This window comes from Prevotella sp. khp1, assembly GCF_900102205.1.
In the GTDB taxonomy this organism is placed as follows: domain Bacteria; phylum Bacteroidota; class Bacteroidia; order Bacteroidales; family Bacteroidaceae; genus Prevotella; species Prevotella ruminicola.
The window spans coordinates 466,068-482,414 of record NZ_FNJZ01000002.1; the positions used below are offsets into that span (position 1 = coordinate 466,068).

General features: G+C 49.7%; 15 protein-coding genes. 5 read left to right on the plus strand and 10 right to left on the minus strand.

Annotated features, from left to right (window positions below; genetic code table 11):
- Position 1 precedes the first annotated feature (1 nt).
- Complete coding sequence (gene dprA, locus BLR73_RS07735; RefSeq protein ID WP_091860815.1) at positions 2–1,126, plus strand: DNA-processing protein DprA; 1,125 nt, start codon at positions 2–4, stop codon at positions 1,124–1,126.
- On the opposite strand, the gene BLR73_RS07740 is transcribed toward dprA, so the two are convergent.
- Positions 1,116–1,886, minus strand: a complete 771-nt coding sequence (locus BLR73_RS07740) for a Rossmann-like and DUF2520 domain-containing protein (protein WP_091860817.1) — start codon at positions 1,884–1,886, stop codon at positions 1,116–1,118. The two genes, dprA and BLR73_RS07740, sit on opposite strands and share 11 nt — an antisense overlap.
- Before the next feature lie 103 nt (positions 1,887–1,989).
- On the opposite strand from BLR73_RS07740, the gene BLR73_RS07745 reads away from it, so the two are divergent.
- From BLR73_RS07745 to BLR73_RS07755, 3 genes are all read left to right on the plus strand, one after another.
- Positions 1,990–4,857 (plus strand): M16 family metallopeptidase, encoded by a 2,868-nt coding sequence (locus BLR73_RS07745; RefSeq protein WP_091860819.1) that lies wholly within the window; start codon positions 1,990–1,992, stop codon positions 4,855–4,857.
- A gap of 6 nt (positions 4,858–4,863) precedes the next feature.
- The gene (locus tag BLR73_RS07750; protein ID WP_091860822.1) at positions 4,864–5,481 is read left to right on the plus strand and encodes a CatA-like O-acetyltransferase, family 2; all 618 of its coding nucleotides are present in this window, start codon (positions 4,864–4,866) and stop codon (positions 5,479–5,481) included.
- A gap of 188 nt (positions 5,482–5,669) precedes the next feature.
- Positions 5,670–8,087: a TonB-dependent receptor gene (locus BLR73_RS07755; RefSeq protein WP_091860825.1), complete on the plus strand. Its 2,418-nt coding sequence runs from the start codon at positions 5,670–5,672 to the stop codon at positions 8,085–8,087.
- A gap of 156 nt (positions 8,088–8,243) precedes the next feature.
- On the opposite strand, the gene BLR73_RS07760 is transcribed toward BLR73_RS07755, so the two are convergent.
- From BLR73_RS07760 to panB, 9 genes are all read right to left on the minus strand, one after another.
- On the minus strand, positions 8,244–8,648 hold the full coding sequence (locus tag BLR73_RS07760; protein ID WP_073044545.1) for a HEPN domain-containing protein: 405 nt from the start codon (positions 8,646–8,648) through the stop codon (positions 8,244–8,246).
- Entirely contained in the window at positions 8,645–8,959 is a 315-nt protein-coding gene (locus BLR73_RS07765) for a nucleotidyltransferase domain-containing protein (RefSeq protein WP_091860828.1), read from the minus strand. The genes BLR73_RS07760 and BLR73_RS07765 overlap by 4 nt, the downstream gene beginning before the upstream one ends.
- 614 nt (positions 8,960–9,573) lie before the next feature.
- Positions 9,574–10,932, minus strand: a complete 1,359-nt coding sequence (locus BLR73_RS07770) for a M56 family metallopeptidase (protein WP_091860831.1) — start codon at positions 10,930–10,932, stop codon at positions 9,574–9,576.
- The gene (locus BLR73_RS07775; protein WP_013063443.1) at positions 10,932–11,306 is read right to left on the minus strand and encodes a BlaI/MecI/CopY family transcriptional regulator; all 375 of its coding nucleotides are present in this window, start codon (positions 11,304–11,306) and stop codon (positions 10,932–10,934) included. Before BLR73_RS07775 ends, BLR73_RS07770 begins: the two co-directional genes overlap by 1 nt.
- A 99-nt stretch (positions 11,307–11,405) precedes the next feature.
- Positions 11,406–12,164, minus strand: a complete 759-nt coding sequence (locus BLR73_RS07780; RefSeq protein ID WP_091860834.1) for a type III pantothenate kinase — start codon at positions 12,162–12,164, stop codon at positions 11,406–11,408.
- Positions 12,165–12,167: 3 nt separating this feature from the next.
- The gene (gene coaBC / locus BLR73_RS07785; protein ID WP_091861289.1) at positions 12,168–13,358 is read right to left on the minus strand and encodes a bifunctional phosphopantothenoylcysteine decarboxylase/phosphopantothenate--cysteine ligase CoaBC; all 1,191 of its coding nucleotides are present in this window, start codon (positions 13,356–13,358) and stop codon (positions 12,168–12,170) included.
- A 13-nt stretch (positions 13,359–13,371) separates the two neighbouring features.
- Entirely contained in the window at positions 13,372–13,761 is a 390-nt protein-coding gene (panD, locus tag BLR73_RS07790; protein ID WP_091860837.1) for an aspartate 1-decarboxylase, read from the minus strand.
- 7 nt (positions 13,762–13,768) lie between these two features.
- On the minus strand, positions 13,769–14,614 hold the full coding sequence (panC, locus tag BLR73_RS07795) for a pantoate--beta-alanine ligase (protein ID WP_091860839.1): 846 nt from the start codon (positions 14,612–14,614) through the stop codon (positions 13,769–13,771).
- Positions 14,615–14,620: 6 nt separating this feature from the next.
- On the minus strand, positions 14,621–15,472 hold the full coding sequence (gene panB / locus BLR73_RS07800; protein WP_091860842.1) for a 3-methyl-2-oxobutanoate hydroxymethyltransferase: 852 nt from the start codon (positions 15,470–15,472) through the stop codon (positions 14,621–14,623).
- A gap of 149 nt (positions 15,473–15,621) precedes the next feature.
- Here panB and dapB point away from each other — a divergent pair, with 149 nt between their 5' ends.
- Positions 15,622–16,338 carry a 4-hydroxy-tetrahydrodipicolinate reductase gene (gene dapB, locus BLR73_RS07805; RefSeq protein WP_033150638.1) on the plus strand — a complete coding sequence of 239 codons (717 nt, stop codon included), beginning with the start codon at positions 15,622–15,624 and terminating at the stop codon, positions 16,336–16,338.
- Positions 16,339–16,347 lie beyond the last annotated feature (9 nt).

A 16,347-nucleotide genomic window follows, 5' to 3' on the forward strand; every position in this document is an offset into this window, starting at 1 on the left:
TATGAACCAGGAAATATTCTATGCAATGGCGCTTACACGCCTTACTAACTTTAACTTCCAGCTGGCGTTAGAGATGTACAAAACCGTTGGTAGCGCCCAGAAACTATACGAACACCGCCACAAGGTGGCCGACCTGATACCTGATTGCTCGCCACGCCTGGTTGCCGCCCTGAAGGACTGGGGCGACGCGATGAAACGGGCCGATTACGAGTTGAAGTATATGGAGGAGCACCAGATACGCGCCATTACGCCACTCGACGACGACTACCCCCAGCGCATGCTGGAGTGCCCCGATGCGCCGCTGGTGCTGTACTATAAGGGTAATGCCGACCTGAACCAGCAGAAAATCATCAGTATCGTAGGCACGCGCCACATCACCACTTACGGGCAGGATATCACGCGCAGGTTTATCAGCGAGCTGCACGAGATGTGCCACAATGTGCTGATTGTGAGTGGTTTGGCTTATGGAGTGGATATCTGCGCCCATCGCAACGCCCTCGAGAACGGCTATCAGACCTTGGGTGTGCTGGCTCACGGTTTAGACCAGATATACCCCTATCACCATCGCGACACAGCTGCCGAGATGACTACCCATGGCGGACTGCTGACGGAGTTTATGACCCAAACCAATGCCGATAAGGTAAACTTTGTGCGCCGCAACCGCATTGTGGCTGGTTGTGCCGATGCTACCATTGTGATTGAGAGTGCCGCAAAAGGTGGCAGTCTGATTACAGCCGAGATAGCACAGAGCTACAATCGCCCCGTATTTGCGTTCCCAGGTAATGTGGGCCGACCTTACTCCGAGGGGTGCAACCATATTATCCGCGATAAGGCTGCCGAGTTGATTACCAGCGCATCCGACTTTGTTGAGGCTATGGGTTGGCAGGATGATATTATCCGCCAGCAGGCTTTGGCAGGAGGTATCGAGCGCCAGTTGTTCCCCGAACTATCGGCCGAAGAACAGAAAATCGTCAGTCTGCTGCAGCAAACCAACGATCTCCAGATAAATGTATTGAGTGTGCATGCCAACCTGTCTATCAGTCAGGTTACGGCGCTGCTTTTCCAACTCGAAATGAAAGGTGTGGTGAAAGCGATGGCTGGTGGCACCTACCATCTTATTTTGTAGCATCCTCGTGAATGCTCTCGGCCATCAGCTTGTAAATCTGTCGGGTGCGTTCGTCGTTCAGCAGCTCCATCTGCATCTGCATCACGCCCGTATCCCAACGCATCATGGGTCCCGTCTGTGCCTGTTTCGGGCTCAGCGTGGCTACTTTTCGTGCCGTTTCATCGATAAGCGGCAGAAATAGCTTAAAGTCCATCTGCTCCTCTTCAAGCACCTTTTCGGCCAGTCGGTAGCAATGGTTGGTAAAGTTGCAGGCCAGCACGGCTGCCAGGTGCAGTTTTTTGCGCTGTGCCGATGTGGCAGGCACCACATTCTGCGATACGCTCTCGGCCAGCGTGCGGATGGCGGATAGCGTGGCATCGTCCGAAGCCTCGATAAAACAAGGTATCGGCTTAAAATCCACGGGTTTGTTCTTCGAGAATGTCTGCATCGGGTACAGCACCCCGTAGTGCTGTGCGTATGGCTGCAGCACCTCCATCGCTATGCTGCCCGCTGTGTGAACGATGATGGCCTGCTGCGCCTTGCTACCCACCTTTTCGGCCAGTGTGGCGATGGCATCGTCCTTTACCGAGATGATGTAGATATCGGCATTTTCGGTTATTTCATCGATGTTGGTGGTATAATCGCAGTTCAACTTAGTAGCCAGCTCGCCGGCATGCTCTGCTGTCTTGCTAAACACCTGTACTATCTGCTGCCCAGCCTCGCTCAAGGCCTGTCCCAGCTGCGTGGCCAAATTTCCCGATCCTATAAAAACTATCTTCATAATGGCTGCAAAGGTACAAAAAAATATTAACTTTTGTAGTAAAAATTCTTTTTACTCAACAAAAAAGACTATTTTTGCACCCAAATTTTAACTATTAGGACGTATGAAAAGAACTGCATTATCCATTTTCGCTTGCGTGGTTGCACTTACAGCAACGGCACAACTCGATGTAAAGGAGTTTAAACTTAGTAATGGCATGACCGTTTGGGTTAACGAAGACCACTCGCAGCCCAAGGTGTTTGGTGCCGTTGTGGTTAGGGCTGGCGCCAAGGATTGTCCTAATACCGGTATTGCCCACTACTTTGAGCACATTATGTTTAAGGGTACCGACCGCTTGGGTACCATCGATTACACAGCCGAAAAACCTCTGCTGGATAGCATTTCTGCCCAGTACGACCTGTTATCGCAGACCAAGGATGAGGACGTGCGAAAGCAGATTCAGCAGCACATTAACCAGCTGAGCCTGAAAGCTGCCGATTATGTGATTCCTAACGAGTTCAACCGTCTGATATCAAAGTATGGCGGTAGCAGTCTGAATGCGGGCACTGGCTACGATATGACTTTCTATCACAACGAGTTTCTGCCCCATTTCATCGAGCAGTGGTGCTGGTTAAACTCTGAGCGACTGATTACCCCCGTATATCGCGGATTCCAGGGCGAATTGGAGAATGTGTACGAAGAAAAGAACCGTTCGGCCGATGGAATGGGCGATGCAATGGATAAAGTGATGGGTGCTGTGTTCAAGACTCAGCCTTATGGCTATCCCATCATTGGTTCTACTGAGAATCTGAAAAACCCACGCCTGTCGGATATGGCCGAATTCTACAAGAAATACTATGTGGCCTCGAATATGGGTCTGATTCTCTGTGGCGACATTACGCCCAGCGACGACTTGACCGCTCTGCTTGAAAAGACGTTTGGTCGTGTGCAGACGGGCCCTGTGCCACAGCGCGGTTATAGTCCGATGCCAGAGATTCAGGCTGGCGAACGACAGGAGGTTACACTCCCCATACCGCTTATTGGTGCTGAGGCATTGGTATTCAAGGGCGCTACCGATTACGAGCCCGATGCTAATGCTCTGGAACTGGCCAACGGACTGCTTTCTAATGGCAAAGCTGGTTTGCTCGACTCGCTGATGAACGAGCATAAGGTGATGGCATCATTCGCCCTGAATGTGGGGTTCGACGATGCCGCAGGTACAGCCGTGCTCATCATCCCCAAGCTGTTTGGAAAGATGAAAACTGCCGAAGGACGCGTGATGGAGCAGATTCAGCAGGTGATTAATGGCAACTTTAGCGACAGTCAGCTTGAGGCCCTGAAACAAGAGGAGGTGATGAGTGCTGAGAAGAGTCTGGAAACCATCAGCAGCCGTTCTGAGTTGCTGGTCGATCTGTTCTCGAAAGGCAAGACCTGGCAGGATGCGCTCGATAAAATCGAAAGAATTAAGCGCCTTACCAAGGCCGATGTGGTAGCCGCCGCCAAGAAGTACTACGGCGCCAACTACATAACGCTGGTAAAGAAGTATGGTACACCTAAGAAGGAAACGCTAAAACAGCCTGGCTATAAGCCCATTCAGCCAAAGAATACTGATGCCAAGTCGGACTTTGCCCGCCAGCTGGAACAGATACCTGTAATACAGACCGAAATACGTACCGTTGACCTGCAGACGGCTGTAGATACCAAACAGCTAAGCGATCACGCCACCTTATATTATAAGCAGAATCCTATCAACGACATCTTTACGTTTAACCTGCGTTTCAAGGATGGTAAGCTGCACACACCAGCACTCAGCGTACTCGGCTCTTATCTCTCGTCGCTAGGCACCGATTCGCTCAAGAAACAACAGTTGGAGCTGGCTTGGCAGAAGATAAACACCACGATGGAAATAAATGCCGGTAGCCATACATTTGTGTTCAGCCTTACAGGTCCAGATAAGCAGTTCGAACCAGCACTCCGCTTGCTGGCCCACTTCCTGCAATCGGCCAAGGGCGACGACGAGGCGCTGAGCGACGCTAAGGACGAAGATAAGGTAGACCGCAAGAGCTTTGGTAAACAGAAGGACGATGTGCTCACCCCTATGCGCGAATATGTGATGTATGGCAGCAAGTCGACCTATCTTAACCAGCTGAGTAAGAGTGAGATAATGGCACTTAAGAACGAAGACCTGCTCAGCCTGTTCCGCGAGGTGCAGCAGTATGATTGCGAGCTGCTGTATTGCGGCACCAAGACTATCTCCGAGGTGGCTGCAGCAGCGCAGCAGGCGTTGCCATTGAGCAACTGTACACGCAAGGAGGCCGATACCTTCCGCCCATTGCAGCAGTACACCGAGCCAATGGTTTACTTCTACAACGTACCCAAATCGCGCCAGAACTATGTGATAAGTTTCGATGCCATCAGTCCGCTATCAACAGCCGACGATCGTGCTAAACTATCGCTCTTTGGCGAGTATTTCGGTGGCAGCATGTCGTCGGTTCTCTTCCAGAATGTACGCGAGTTCCGTTCGCTGGCCTACAGCACTGGCGGCCGTGCCTATACCACCAGTCTTGCTCAGCATCCTGATGCCGTTCTGGGCTATATCACAGCCACTGGAACCCAGGCCGACAAGACGATGGAAGCCCTTGCTACCGTGGATTCGCTGCTGCGCCATATGCCGATGAAGGAGAATAATCTGGATGCCGCCCGCCAAAGTGTGCTCAACGACATACAGAATAGCTATCCCACCTTCCGCAACATGCCTGCTTTCGTGGCCAATCAGCACATGCTGGGCAATACTGTCGACCCCAATGCCGCCAAAGCCCGACTGCTGCCTGGTATCACAGCTCAGGACATCATCCAGTTCCACCAGCAGCACATTGCAGGCAACAACAACCGCGTGTGGATGATTATCGGCGACAAGAAACTTACCGATATGAAAGCCCTTGAGCGCTACGGCAAGGTGGTTGAGCTTAAGAAAGAAGATGTATATAGATAAAAATAGATGAAACAAGAAGTTAATCCGCAGGATACCAGCAGGGCTAAGGCTTTTGGGCTTTGGATCAAGTCGCCCGTGCCTATGGTTACGTTTACCAAAACGTTCGATGTAACGCGTTTGTATAAGGTGTGCAAGCGCAGGGGCGTAAAGTTTAACACGCTGCTGTGCTGGTGCATGGGGCGTGCTGCCGCAGATAGACCAGAGTTCTATCTGTTGCCCGAGAATGGCAAGCTGTATAAGTACGACCGCCTGGCCATCAACGTGATTGTGAACCACAAAAATGGCGATATCTGTTCGTGCGATGTGCCCTATAGCGATGATTTTAATCAGTTTGCAGCCGATTACGATCGGATGACGCAGACGGCCATCGACACCTGCGAGAGCACCTTTGATGAGGAGGCGATGATTATCGGCACCTCGGCTATGACGGCCACCCAGCTCGACAGCATCGTCAACCAGTACACGGGTGTTTTCAATAACCCCTTCCTGGCTTGGGGTCGCTATCGCAAAAGTTGGTTCAAGGTGTGGCTTCCCATCTCCATGCAGTTCCATCATGCCCAGATGGATGGCGGTCATGCCGGCCAATATCTCGAGGATCTGCAGCAAATCATCAACCATCTGTAACGGTAGTTTCCCCGCAAGGAACTGCCAGTTTCCCCAGCCGCAACCATTAGTTTCCCTTATTTTTGCTATCAGGCAACTCCAAAAATTTTTTTCATTATTTTTTGCATTATATAAAAAATAGTTGTATATTTGCAGCGTACATCGTGAGATGAATTTCAGAATTTATAATATCTAAAACAATTATTTTTATGAGCAAAACAACGATTATTAACCTCTTGTCGACCGCTATTTTACTTTGCGGAACTATGAGCGTGCAGGCCGAAACCCTGCGTGGAACTGTAAAAGATGCCGTTACGGGCGAAGCGCTGATTGGTGCTACGGTAAAAATTGCAGAATTAGAGAATGCGGCTGCTGTTGCCGACATGGATGGTAACTTTACCATCAAGATAAGCAAGGGCGGACGTTACACCATCGAGACCAACTATATTGGTTACGAGCCCAGTGTGATGAAGGAAATCCTGATTTCGGGACCCAAGGAGGTAGTGCTGGAGATTGCCCTGCGCGAGAACAGCACCGAGCTGAAGGAGGTGGTGGTTAAGCCCCGTGTAAACAAGGAGGCCACCGTTAACCCGTCGGTACTCACCGGTGGTGTGATGCTCTCGATGGAAGAGGCCAGCCGATTTGCAGGCGGTTATAACGACCCGGCCCGACTGGTGATGTCGTTTGCAGGCGTATCGGGCGATGCTGGCGGTAGCGGACTCTCGATTCATGGTAATGCACCCGAGCGCATGCAGTACCGCATTGAGGGCGTTGAGGTGTTTACACCCAACCACTTTAACGATATGTGGAATGCTGGCTACGGACTGGTGAGCGGTATGAACTCGAACGTGATTGCCAACAGCGACTTCTTTACTTCGACCTTCAACGCCAACTACAACAATGCCCTGAGTGGTGTGTTCGACGTGAAGATGCGCTCGGGAAACAACTCCAAGCACGAGAACATCCTGCAGATTGGTACCGTATCAGAGGAGTTGACACTCGAGGGTCCTATCTCTCGCAAGAACAACAGCAGCTACATCATCAACTACCGATATGGTTTCACATCACTGGTAGATAAACTGGGACTGGTTGACACTGAGGGTTCGCACATGGGCTTCCAAGATTTCTCAGTCAAGCTGAACTTCCCCACCAAGCGTGCTGGTACCTTCTCTATTTTCGGTTTAGGTCTGTTTGATACTAACCACGACGACCCATTGAAGATTGAAGATGCGCATTCGGTTTACGACGCTTCGAATAATGACAGCAAACTGACGCAGATTCTGGCAGGTGCATCTCACAAAATCCACTTCAACAACAAGTGGACCTGGCGCACCACTGTGGCCTACAATATGCAGCACCTGAAGAGCAACATGCATTACTATGGGTTTGCACGCACTGAAAATGGTACCATCAAGCAGCCATTGGCATACGAGGATCCCAACAACCCAAAGAGTAAGATGTACCCCTTCAGCCAGCAGCAGATGAACGAAGACCGACTGGTATTCAACACAGAGCTCTCGAAGCAGGTCACCAGCAAGTGGCTCACACAGTTCGGTGGTGAATACTCGCATCGTTTCTTCAATCTCTACTACCGCTCGCACGACAAGCTCTACGACACGGTGAACCCCATGACTGAATATACCAAGATGAAGGACAACACCGGACTGGCCAACCTGTTCTGGCATAACATCTTTAACCTGAGCGACAAGTTCAGCCTGTCAGCAGGTATCTCTGGCAACTACTTCCTGCTCTCGAAAGACCTCTCGATTGAGCCACGCGTGAGCTTCAAGTGGGAACCAAACGAGAAGAACAGTTTCTCGATGGGTTACGGTCTGCACTCAATGATTGAGAAGCTCGACGCTTACTTCTATCGCGACGGCAACGACCGTCTGGTCAACAAGGACCTGGGACTGACCAAGGCACACCACCTGCATGCCACCTACATGCATAAGTTCAACAGCAACCTGACACTGCGCGTGAATGCCTTCTACGAGTATGGATTCGACACGCCAGTGGGCATAAACGGCAGCACCTATTGTGTGACAAACCGCTACTACAACTTTACCGACGAGCCACTGGTGAACAAGGGCAATACCCGCAACTATGGCGGTGACATCACCTTGGAGCACTACATGTCGCATGGATTCTTCGGACAGACCAACTTCTCGCTCTATAAGGCAGAGTATCGCGGACAGGATAAGGTATGGCGCAACCAGCTGTACGACCGTGGTTTCATGTTCAAGATCCTGGCCGGTAAGGAGTGGATGATTGGCAAGAATGTATTTAACGTCAGTGCCAAGTACAGCATCCAGGGCGGTCTGCGCTACACACCTGTCGACGTAGATCAGATGCGTGCCCGTGTGAACATGGGTATCATTGATGATGATCCTATCTATAAGGAAGGCGAGGAATTCACCAAGCGCTTCGATCCAACAGGCGTAGTGGATCTCACCATCAGCTATAAGATCAACAAGCGTAAGGTGAGCCACACCATCGCTTTCGAGGGTCTGAACGTTCTGGGCGCCAAGGTGCCACAGTACCAGCGCTTCGACCTGGGAACTCGCGATGTCCGCATAGACGATGGCGGTATCGCATTCCCAAACATCTTCTACCGACTTGATTTCTGATCAGAGGGCAGATGCCTGCTGATCGTGTGGGGAAAACACACAGTAGAATGGGGGACTCAATCGCTGAGCCCCCCTTGCTTTTTGGTTATGAAAATAAAAACGTGCAGCCGTTCCCCTACCAAGCGATAGGGAAACCCCCATTTTTTGAAAAGGGCATTAAGCTTTTAATAGTTCATCTATCTCTTCGATAAAACGCTGGGCTTTGGGGTAGAGTTCATCTACTTCCTCAAGTGTTGAGTACACAAACTCATCGTAGTCGCCACGCTGACGGCTATCAAAAAGGTTAGTAAATGCACGTCCACTTTCTTTGGTTATAAGCCCTTTTGATACGAAATGCATGCCTAACATGGTTTTTACCCCAGCATGGGTGTTTGTTGAGATATGATGCTTGGTAAGCAATGCTACAGCAGCATAGTAGCAGGCATAATACAATCTGTTGATGGCTGTATTATAATAGCCTTGCTCCTTTAGATAAGGTATCTCGCTAAGCGTTTCGTGTGCTCGCTCCTGGCGATAACGCGACAAAGCCTCGTAATTTTCATCAGTTAGATTCGTATTCATAGTGTGATACCTTCTTTGTTTACGTTATATTGGAATGGGGTGAGGAATGGTCGGTTTTCCCACTCCTTACGGGGCATTATCAGTGTGCTGATGATGATGCCAGTGGTAAGTTCTATGTCGTAGAATGGTGCGATGATACGGTCTTTATCATCGTAACTCAGTTTGTCGGCATCAACCAGTACAAGCAGGTCGATATCAGAATCAGGACGCGCCTCTCCTCGTGCTTCCGATCCATATAGGATTACCTGCACGCGAGGGGCCATCTTGCGAGCCTCTTGCTTAATTCTGTCAACAATTTCAGTTCTTTTCATCTACGTAGGATATATAGTTCTCGGTTGCAAAAATAGAAAATAATCAGATACTATCCAAGAAAAACGGCATTTTTTTTCATCCCTGCGCAGTCAGCATAATCTTTAGTTTGGTAAAAACAGTTTACAATACAATACCACGCAAAAATCACTACTTAATATCCGCAATTTTTCCCAGGTTAGGGAATTTTTGCGCCCTAACTAGGGAAATATTTATTCCCAGTAAGGGAACAAAACGGCCACGGGAGCATGGATGGAAAAATACTTACATCAGCGGTGGCTAAAGTAGGTGCACCCACATCTGTGACAGATGTGACAGATAAAAAAGGAGTATTCAAGAAGCTGAAATACCTCTCAGCCTAGCCGCAACCGTTGAATTTAAACCTTTGGTTCCAAAGCAGGAAACTATCAGTTCAGTATCAGAAACTGGTAGTTCCTGTTTTTTATATTCATGCGGATACTTATTACATAATAAGAACGTTATCGTATTTTTAAGTTCAAGTGCCCTTCGTCGCGACGACGCGGGGCATTTTTGTAATTTTAAGCCCCTCGCTGCTGGGGGAGAGAGAGAAGAAAACCTTCAGCGGGCGAGGGGGTAAGCATGGTAATGATTGGGGTTATTTTTTTGACGCGTTATTCTTTATACCCGATGGAATGAATACGGGCTTGGTAATCAGATTTACCACGTTGACATTGCCTTTGCGGTGGTTTTCGATTTTCTTGAGGACAGAATAATGCAATTTGGGCGCGCTATTCTCATCGAAAGGTACACCATCGAGCTGTATCTTGGTGGTCTTGCCTGCGAATACGAATCTGTCCCAGCTTACTTCTATCCAAGAATCTTCGTCGTCTTCTACCCAGCAACCCTTTGGTACACGGACAATATAGCAGGAACCATTGAAATTCTGCTTGACACCATTGTCGTGTATAGCCGCGCTGATATTGATAGAGCCAGGTGCTCCAGGAGTTATTGTCTTGGCTTGCTTTTTCTCCTCATCGGTAAGTATCCATACGAGTGTGTTACTTTTGGTTAAAGTGTCGTTCGAGACAGCGGCGGGCGTAACAGGATTGGCTGGTTTGGGCTTAAAATCAGTCACCGTCTTTGCCGTTGCTACCAACGTTACTGCTACTATGGGGGCGATATAAAGGGCTTTGAGCCATGCTCGCCTGTTTGACTTATGTTTTAACATCATGAAAATTCGTTTTTTAATGGTGCTGTTGTTGATGCCATTGGCTAGGATACTGGCCTTTGTACCCATCGCCTTCCGCATCAGTAGTTGAATGTATTGACTCACGTCTGAGTCTGACGAGAGGACGGATGCATCGGCTTCGTACTCATGGACGGTTCGCAGGTCGCGACGCAGGAGCCATACCACAGGATTGAACCATTGCAGGGCCGTAAGCATTTCGACGAAGACGATATCCCAGCTGTGATGCAGGCGGATATGTCCACGCTCGTGGGCAAGTATCGAAGGGTTGCGCTCATCGTAGTCAATCCGGCTTAACACGATGGTACGCATCCACGAGAACGGTGCAACAGGCAGGTCGACAACTGCCAGCGTTACATCATCCTCCAACGTATGTTGCTCACTATCACTAATAATTCGGCGCAAAAGCCGATAACTGTTGGCTATAAAGAACAATCTACAAAGTACACCAATCATAAAGATGGCAAAGATAACGGCTGACTGATCAACAGGAGCCATCTGCACGCTATCTGCGGCTGTTACGGCTGGCATATCCGTAATGGGCGATTGTGGGTTAGGATTAGCCGTTGCTGTGGTTTGTTCTACCTCTACCGTTTCGTGGAAAGTGATGACACAAAGGGGCAGAACGAGCGAGAGTGCGATGGACGATAACAGCACGATACGATTAAGCCTGTGAAACGTTTCGTGTTCCATCAGCAGACGATAGCAGAAATAGAATACCGCTATCAACACGGCTACCTTCAGGTCGTAGGTCAGAAATTCAGTCATTACTTGCGATTCTTTATGATTTCCATAATCTCACTCACTTCATCGTCGCTCAGCTGCTCATCCTTGGCAAAGAACGAAACGAGCGAGGCGAACGAGCCACCAAAGAATGTATTCTTCACCTCTTTCATATAGGCGCGTGTGTAATCCTCTTTGCTGATGGTGGTGCTGAAAAGCTGTGCTTTTCCTATCTTTTCCGAGCTCACAAAGCCTTTCTCCTTGAGTATCTTCAAGAATGTGAGCAGCGTGGTAAGAGCAGGCTTGGGCTCAGGGAATTTCTCCATAATCTCAGCCGAATAACCCTTACTCTCTGGCAACGACCAGAGTATGTTCATCACTTGCGTTTCAGCCTTAGTCAATTGTTTCTTTTCTTTCATATTCTAAGTTTTTAGAATTACCGTTGGCAAATGTACTCTAAGTTTTTAGAACAAACAAATATTTTACTCTAAAACTTTAGAATATTAACAAGATTTAAGTTATTTGGCCTGGAAGAGGCCTTTGAAGAGGAGGTAGGGGTCGATGGTGATTTGGTGGTGGCAATGCTGAGCGATGGTGCGCGACATGCCGCCAGTGGCAATGATGTGGGGTTCGCCGTTTAGGGTGGGCAGCAGTTGGTGGATAAGCCCATCAATCATGGCTGCAGTGCCGTTCACAATGCCGCTCTGCATGCACTCGAGGGTGTTGCGACCTATCAGATGCTGAGGCTTCTCGATGGTGATGGCGGGTAGCTGCGAGGCACGGGCGCTCAGAGCGTTCATCGAGGTTTTAACGCCGGGGATGATGATTCCACCGCGGAACACTCGGTTTTCGTCGATAACGCCGATGGTGGTGGCTGTGCCAAAGTCGATGACGATGGCGGGCACACCATAGCAGCAGGCAGCGCCGATGGCATCGGCCAATCGGTCTTTACCCAGTTGGGCGGGCGATTCCACATCTATCGAGATAATGCCCTGGGCATCGGCAATCGAGAAGAAATGGGGCTGCAAGCCCGTCAGGTCGGTAATGGCCTGGGCCATATCGTCGTTCACCTCGGGAACTACCGACGAGATGGTGATATTCTGGATATCAGCCGCCTCAACACCATATTTGCGCAGACCTTGGCGCAGTTCGTAGCGATAAAAACTGGCCGTTTCTTCTTTCTTGGTCTTGAAACGCCACGTGTCGGCGATGTTACCTTGGCCATCAGCCAAAGCAACTACCACGGTAGAATTGCCGATATCTATGAGTATATGCATACGTTACGCAAGGGTTTGGATATGGTCGATAATCAGGTCGGCTGTTTCCTCCTTCGAGCAGAGTGGCAGCTCTTTTACCTCCTGGTTGCTGATGAGCGTAACCTTGTTGGTATCAACTGCAAAGCCTGTGTTGCCGCCAGCAATCGAGTTGGCGCAAATCAGCTGGGCATGCTTCTTCAGGAGCTTGGCACGCGAGTTCTCAATCAGATTCTCTGTTTCCATCGAGAATCCCACCAAAGTCTGGTTGGCGGGCTTATGTTCGCCCAGCCAACCAAGAATATCTTGTGTTCGTTTGAGTTCAATCTGTAGGTCGCCGTCGTGCTTTTTCACCTTCTGGTCGGCATAAACGGCGGGAGTGTAGTCGGCCACAGCGCTGCACATAATCACCACATCGGCCTCAGCGCTACGGCTGGTAACAGCCTCGAACATATCGGCTGCACTCTTAACAGGTACCACATCTACGCCACAGAAAGGCTTGATGTTAACGGGACCCGACACCAATGTGACCTGAGCACCACGTAAACGGGCCATTTTAGCGATGGCGTAGCCCATTTTGCCCGATGAGTGGTTGGTGATATAGCGCACGGGGTCGATAGCCTCTTGTGTAGGGCCTGCGGTAATGAGATAGCGCTTGCCTGCAAGGTCCTTTTCCTTGACCATAAACGATAGTATATGCTCTACGATCACCTCTTCTGCCTGCATCTTGCCTGTGCCCGTATCGCCACAAGCCAGTCGGCCTATGATAGGATCGATGATATGATAACCATAGCCCTTCAGCTTGGTAAGATTGTCCTGTAAGATGGGGTTCTCCCACATGCCGGTATTCATGGCGGGCGCAATCAGTTTGGGAGCGCGAGTGGCCAGCATGGTGGTGGTAAGCATATCGTCGCAGATGCCGTGAGCCAGTTTGCCGATGACATTTGCTGTACAGGGAGCCACCACAAAAAGATCGCCGCGCTTGGCCAGCGATACATGCTTGACATCGAACGAGAAGTTGCGGTCGAAGGTATCAACAATGCACTTATTGTTGGTAAGCGTTTCGAACGTCATGGGCGTAATAAACTTGGTGGCGTTCTGCGTCATAATCACATGCACATCGGCATGCAGCTTAATGAGCATCGAAGCCAGATTGGCGCTCTTATAGGCAGCAATACCGCCCGTAACGCCCAGTACGATGGTCTTTCCCGTCAGCATATATTTTACGTTTTTACTGTTCAACCAGCAGGCCGTGCTTCTCGTAGTTGGCCTTGCGAACCACCTTGTTGTGCTCATCTACAAATAGCACAGTAGGCTTGTGTTCGCGAGCCTCGTCGGGCGTCATCGTGGCATAGGCCATGATAATCACCTTGTCGCCTACGTTCACGCACTTGGCAGCGGCACCGTTCAGGCAGATAATGCCCGATCCAGCCTCGCCAGCAATGGCATAGGTGGCAAAGCGACTGCCGTTGTCGATATCGGCAATCTCCACTTTCTCGTACTCCAGAATGCCACTCTCGCGCAGCAAGTCAGAGTCGATAGTGATACTGCCCACGTAATCCAGATCGGCCTGGGTAACCACAGCACGATGTATTTTTGCCTTCAGCAGCGTTATATCCATACCTATCTTAAATATTTACGATGAAATTATCAATCAGTCGGGTCTTGCCGATATAAACGGCGATAGCAACCAGAACCTCGCCCTGGATACGGGCTGTGCGCTGGATATTCTCGAAGTCCACCACCTCAACGTAGTCGATGCGAGCCATAGGCTCAGTCTCCAGATTCTTTCGGATGATGTCGATTACCTTCTGTGCATCGCGCTCGCCAGCCTCGATAGCCTCCTTACCCAGCTTCAAGCTCTTTGAAAGAATCAGCGCAGCCTGGCGCTCGTCGGCATTCAGGTAAGTGTTGCGGCTCGATTTGGCCAGTCCGTCGTCCTCGCGAACGATGGGGCAGGGCACAATCTCAACGGGGAAGTTAAGATCGCGCACAAAACGCTTAACGGTAGCCAGCTGCTGGGCATCCTTCTGTCCGAAGTAAGCACGATCGGGACAAACAATATTAAAGAGCTTACCTACTACGGTGCACACACCACGGAAGTGAACGGGGCGAACGGCACCACAAAGCAGCTCGGTAGTCTCGGTGGTATCGATAAACGATGTAAAGTGGCCAGGATACATCTCGGCGGGCTCGGGGTTGAAAATCAGGTTGCCACCAGCCTCTTCAACCTTCTCCATATCGCGGTTCAAGTCGCGTGGATAAGCCTCCAGATCCTCGTTAGGACCGAACTGGATGGGGTTAACGAAAACCGAAACCACCGTGCGGTCGTTCTGACTGGCCGACTTGCGGATGAGGCTCTGATGACCCTCGTGTAGGAATCCCATCGTAGGAACAAGTCCTACGCTCAGGCCCTCTTTACGCCAACCGGCTACAATCTCTCTTACCTCCTTTACTGTCTTAACAACTTTCATATTTTCTTATCTTCTTACTTCTTCTAACTCCGTTTCAAAAAGCGCCTGCATCACCTCTTCGCTGATGGCATAGGTATGTCCTGCTGCTGGGAAGGTACGCTCTTCACACTCTTGTTTATATTGTTTAAAAGCCTCAAGCATCACACTGTGCAAGTCGGCATATTTCTTCACGAATTTAGGTATGAAGCCATTGTTATAGCCCAGCATATCTTGATAAACCAACACCTGGCCGTCGCAGCCATTACCAGCTCCGATACCAATGGTCAATGCCTTGGTCTGTGAGGTGACGAGCTTAGCCAATTCGGCAGGCACACACTCCAATGTGATGGCAAATGCACCAGCCTCTTCTACAGCTTTAGCATCAGCCAGAAGCTTCTTGGCCTGTTCGAGCGATTTGCCCTGAACCTTGTAGCCACCCATGGCATTAACAGATTGTGGTGTGAGTCCGATATGTGCCACGACAGGGATGCCTGCCTGTACGATAGCCTTGATACGGTCGGCATATTCCACACCGCCCTCAAGCTTAACTGCCTGACAGTTAGTTTCTTTCATGATGCGTCCGGCATTGCGTACAGCATCCTCTACCGATACTTGATACGACATAAACGGCATATCGATAACTACAAAAGCCTGCTTGGCACCACGGCACACGGCTGCACCGTGATGAATCATGTCATCAACTGTTACTGCAAGTGTATTTTCATAACCCAGCATTACGTTGCCGAGCGAATCGCCAACCAAAATCATGTCGATTCCAGCCTCATCAATGGTGCAGGCTGTATGATAATCATAAGCCGTCAGCATGCTGACAGGCTGCTTTCCCTTACGTTCTAGTAAGTCAAAAATAGATTTTCTCATCTCCTGAAATAGAATTCTATACTCCCTTTGAGGGTGCAAAAGTATGACATTATTTTAATATCAGCAAATTTTTTAGTTATTTTCTGTTGAAAATGGGTGTTTGTTGACTAAAAAGTAGTATCTTTGCGGCGTTTTAATTCGAATTAATTATGAAAATAGCTTTAATCGGCTACGGCAAGATGGGTAAGATGATTGAACAGATAGCCCTCGACCGTGGTCATGAGATTGTAAGTATTATCGACATCGATAATCAGCAGGATTTCGATTCGCCTGAGTTCGCATCGGCCGATGTGGCCATCGAGTTTACTGCCCCACAGGCTGCCTATGGCAACTATCTTAAGGCGTGGGCTAAGGGCGTAAAAGTTGTTAGTGGTTCAACCGGATGGATGACCGAGCATGGCGACGAGGTGCGCAAGGCTTGCAGCCAGGAGGGTAAAACACTCTTCTGGGCGTCGAACTTCTCAATCGGTGTGGCCATTTTCTCTGCCGTAAACCGCTATCTGGCCAAGATTATGAACCAGTTTCCACAGTACGATGTGGAGATGGAGGAGACACATCATGTGCACAAGCTCGACCATCCCAGCGGAACTGCCATCACACTGGCCGAGGAGATTGTTGACAATATCGACCGCAAGGAAGCTTGGAAAGAGGATACTACCGACAAGAAGTACCTGCGTGTAGATCATATCCGTCGTGGCGAGGTGCCTGGTATCCACACTATCCGTTATGATAGCGATGCCGACCTGATTACCATTACTCACGATGCCCACAGTCGTAAGGGTTTTGCCCTGGGAGCCGTGCTGGCAGCCGAGTACACAAGTCAGCATCAGGGACTGCTCACCATCAGCGATATGTTTAAATTCTAAGCCTTAGCA

Bases quoted from the DNA above. Each gene is read 5' to 3' on its own strand.
- BLR73_RS07775 (WP_013063443.1), bottom strand. From the start codon at position 11,306: ATGAAAGAAAAGAAACAATTGACTAAGGCTGAAACGCAAGTGATGAAC.
- panB (WP_091860842.1), bottom strand. From the start codon at position 15,472: ATGAGAAAATCTATTTTTGACTTACTAGAACGTAAGGGAAAGCAGCCT.
- BLR73_RS07740 (WP_091860817.1), bottom strand. From the start codon at position 1,886: ATGAAGATAGTTTTTATAGGATCGGGAAATTTGGCCACGCAGCTGGGA.
- BLR73_RS07765 (WP_091860828.1), bottom strand. From the start codon at position 8,959: ATGAAAAGAACTGAAATTGTTGACAGAATTAAGCAAGAGGCTCGCAAG.
- dapB (WP_033150638.1), top strand. From the start codon at position 15,622: ATGAAAATAGCTTTAATCGGCTACGGCAAGATGGGTAAGATGATTGAA.
- coaBC (WP_091861289.1), bottom strand. From the start codon at position 13,358: ATGCTGACGGGAAAGACCATCGTACTGGGCGTTACGGGCGGTATTGCT.
- BLR73_RS07780 (WP_091860834.1), bottom strand. From the start codon at position 12,164: ATGCATATACTCATAGATATCGGCAATTCTACCGTGGTAGTTGCTTTG.
- BLR73_RS07760 (WP_073044545.1), bottom strand. From the start codon at position 8,648: ATGAATACGAATCTAACTGATGAAAATTACGAGGCTTTGTCGCGTTAT.
- dprA (WP_091860815.1), top strand. From the start codon at position 2: ATGAACCAGGAAATATTCTATGCAATGGCGCTTACACGCCTTACTAAC.
- BLR73_RS07745 (WP_091860819.1), top strand. From the start codon at position 1,990: ATGAAAAGAACTGCATTATCCATTTTCGCTTGCGTGGTTGCACTTACA.
- panC (WP_091860839.1), bottom strand. From the start codon at position 14,614: ATGAAAGTTGTTAAGACAGTAAAGGAGGTAAGAGAGATTGTAGCCGGT.
- BLR73_RS07770 (WP_091860831.1), bottom strand. From the start codon at position 10,932: ATGACTGAATTTCTGACCTACGACCTGAAGGTAGCCGTGTTGATAGCG.
- BLR73_RS07750 (WP_091860822.1), top strand. From the start codon at position 4,864: ATGAAACAAGAAGTTAATCCGCAGGATACCAGCAGGGCTAAGGCTTTT.
- BLR73_RS07755 (WP_091860825.1), top strand. From the start codon at position 5,670: ATGAGCAAAACAACGATTATTAACCTCTTGTCGACCGCTATTTTACTT.
- panD (WP_091860837.1), bottom strand. From the start codon at position 13,761: ATGGATATAACGCTGCTGAAGGCAAAAATACATCGTGCTGTGGTTACC.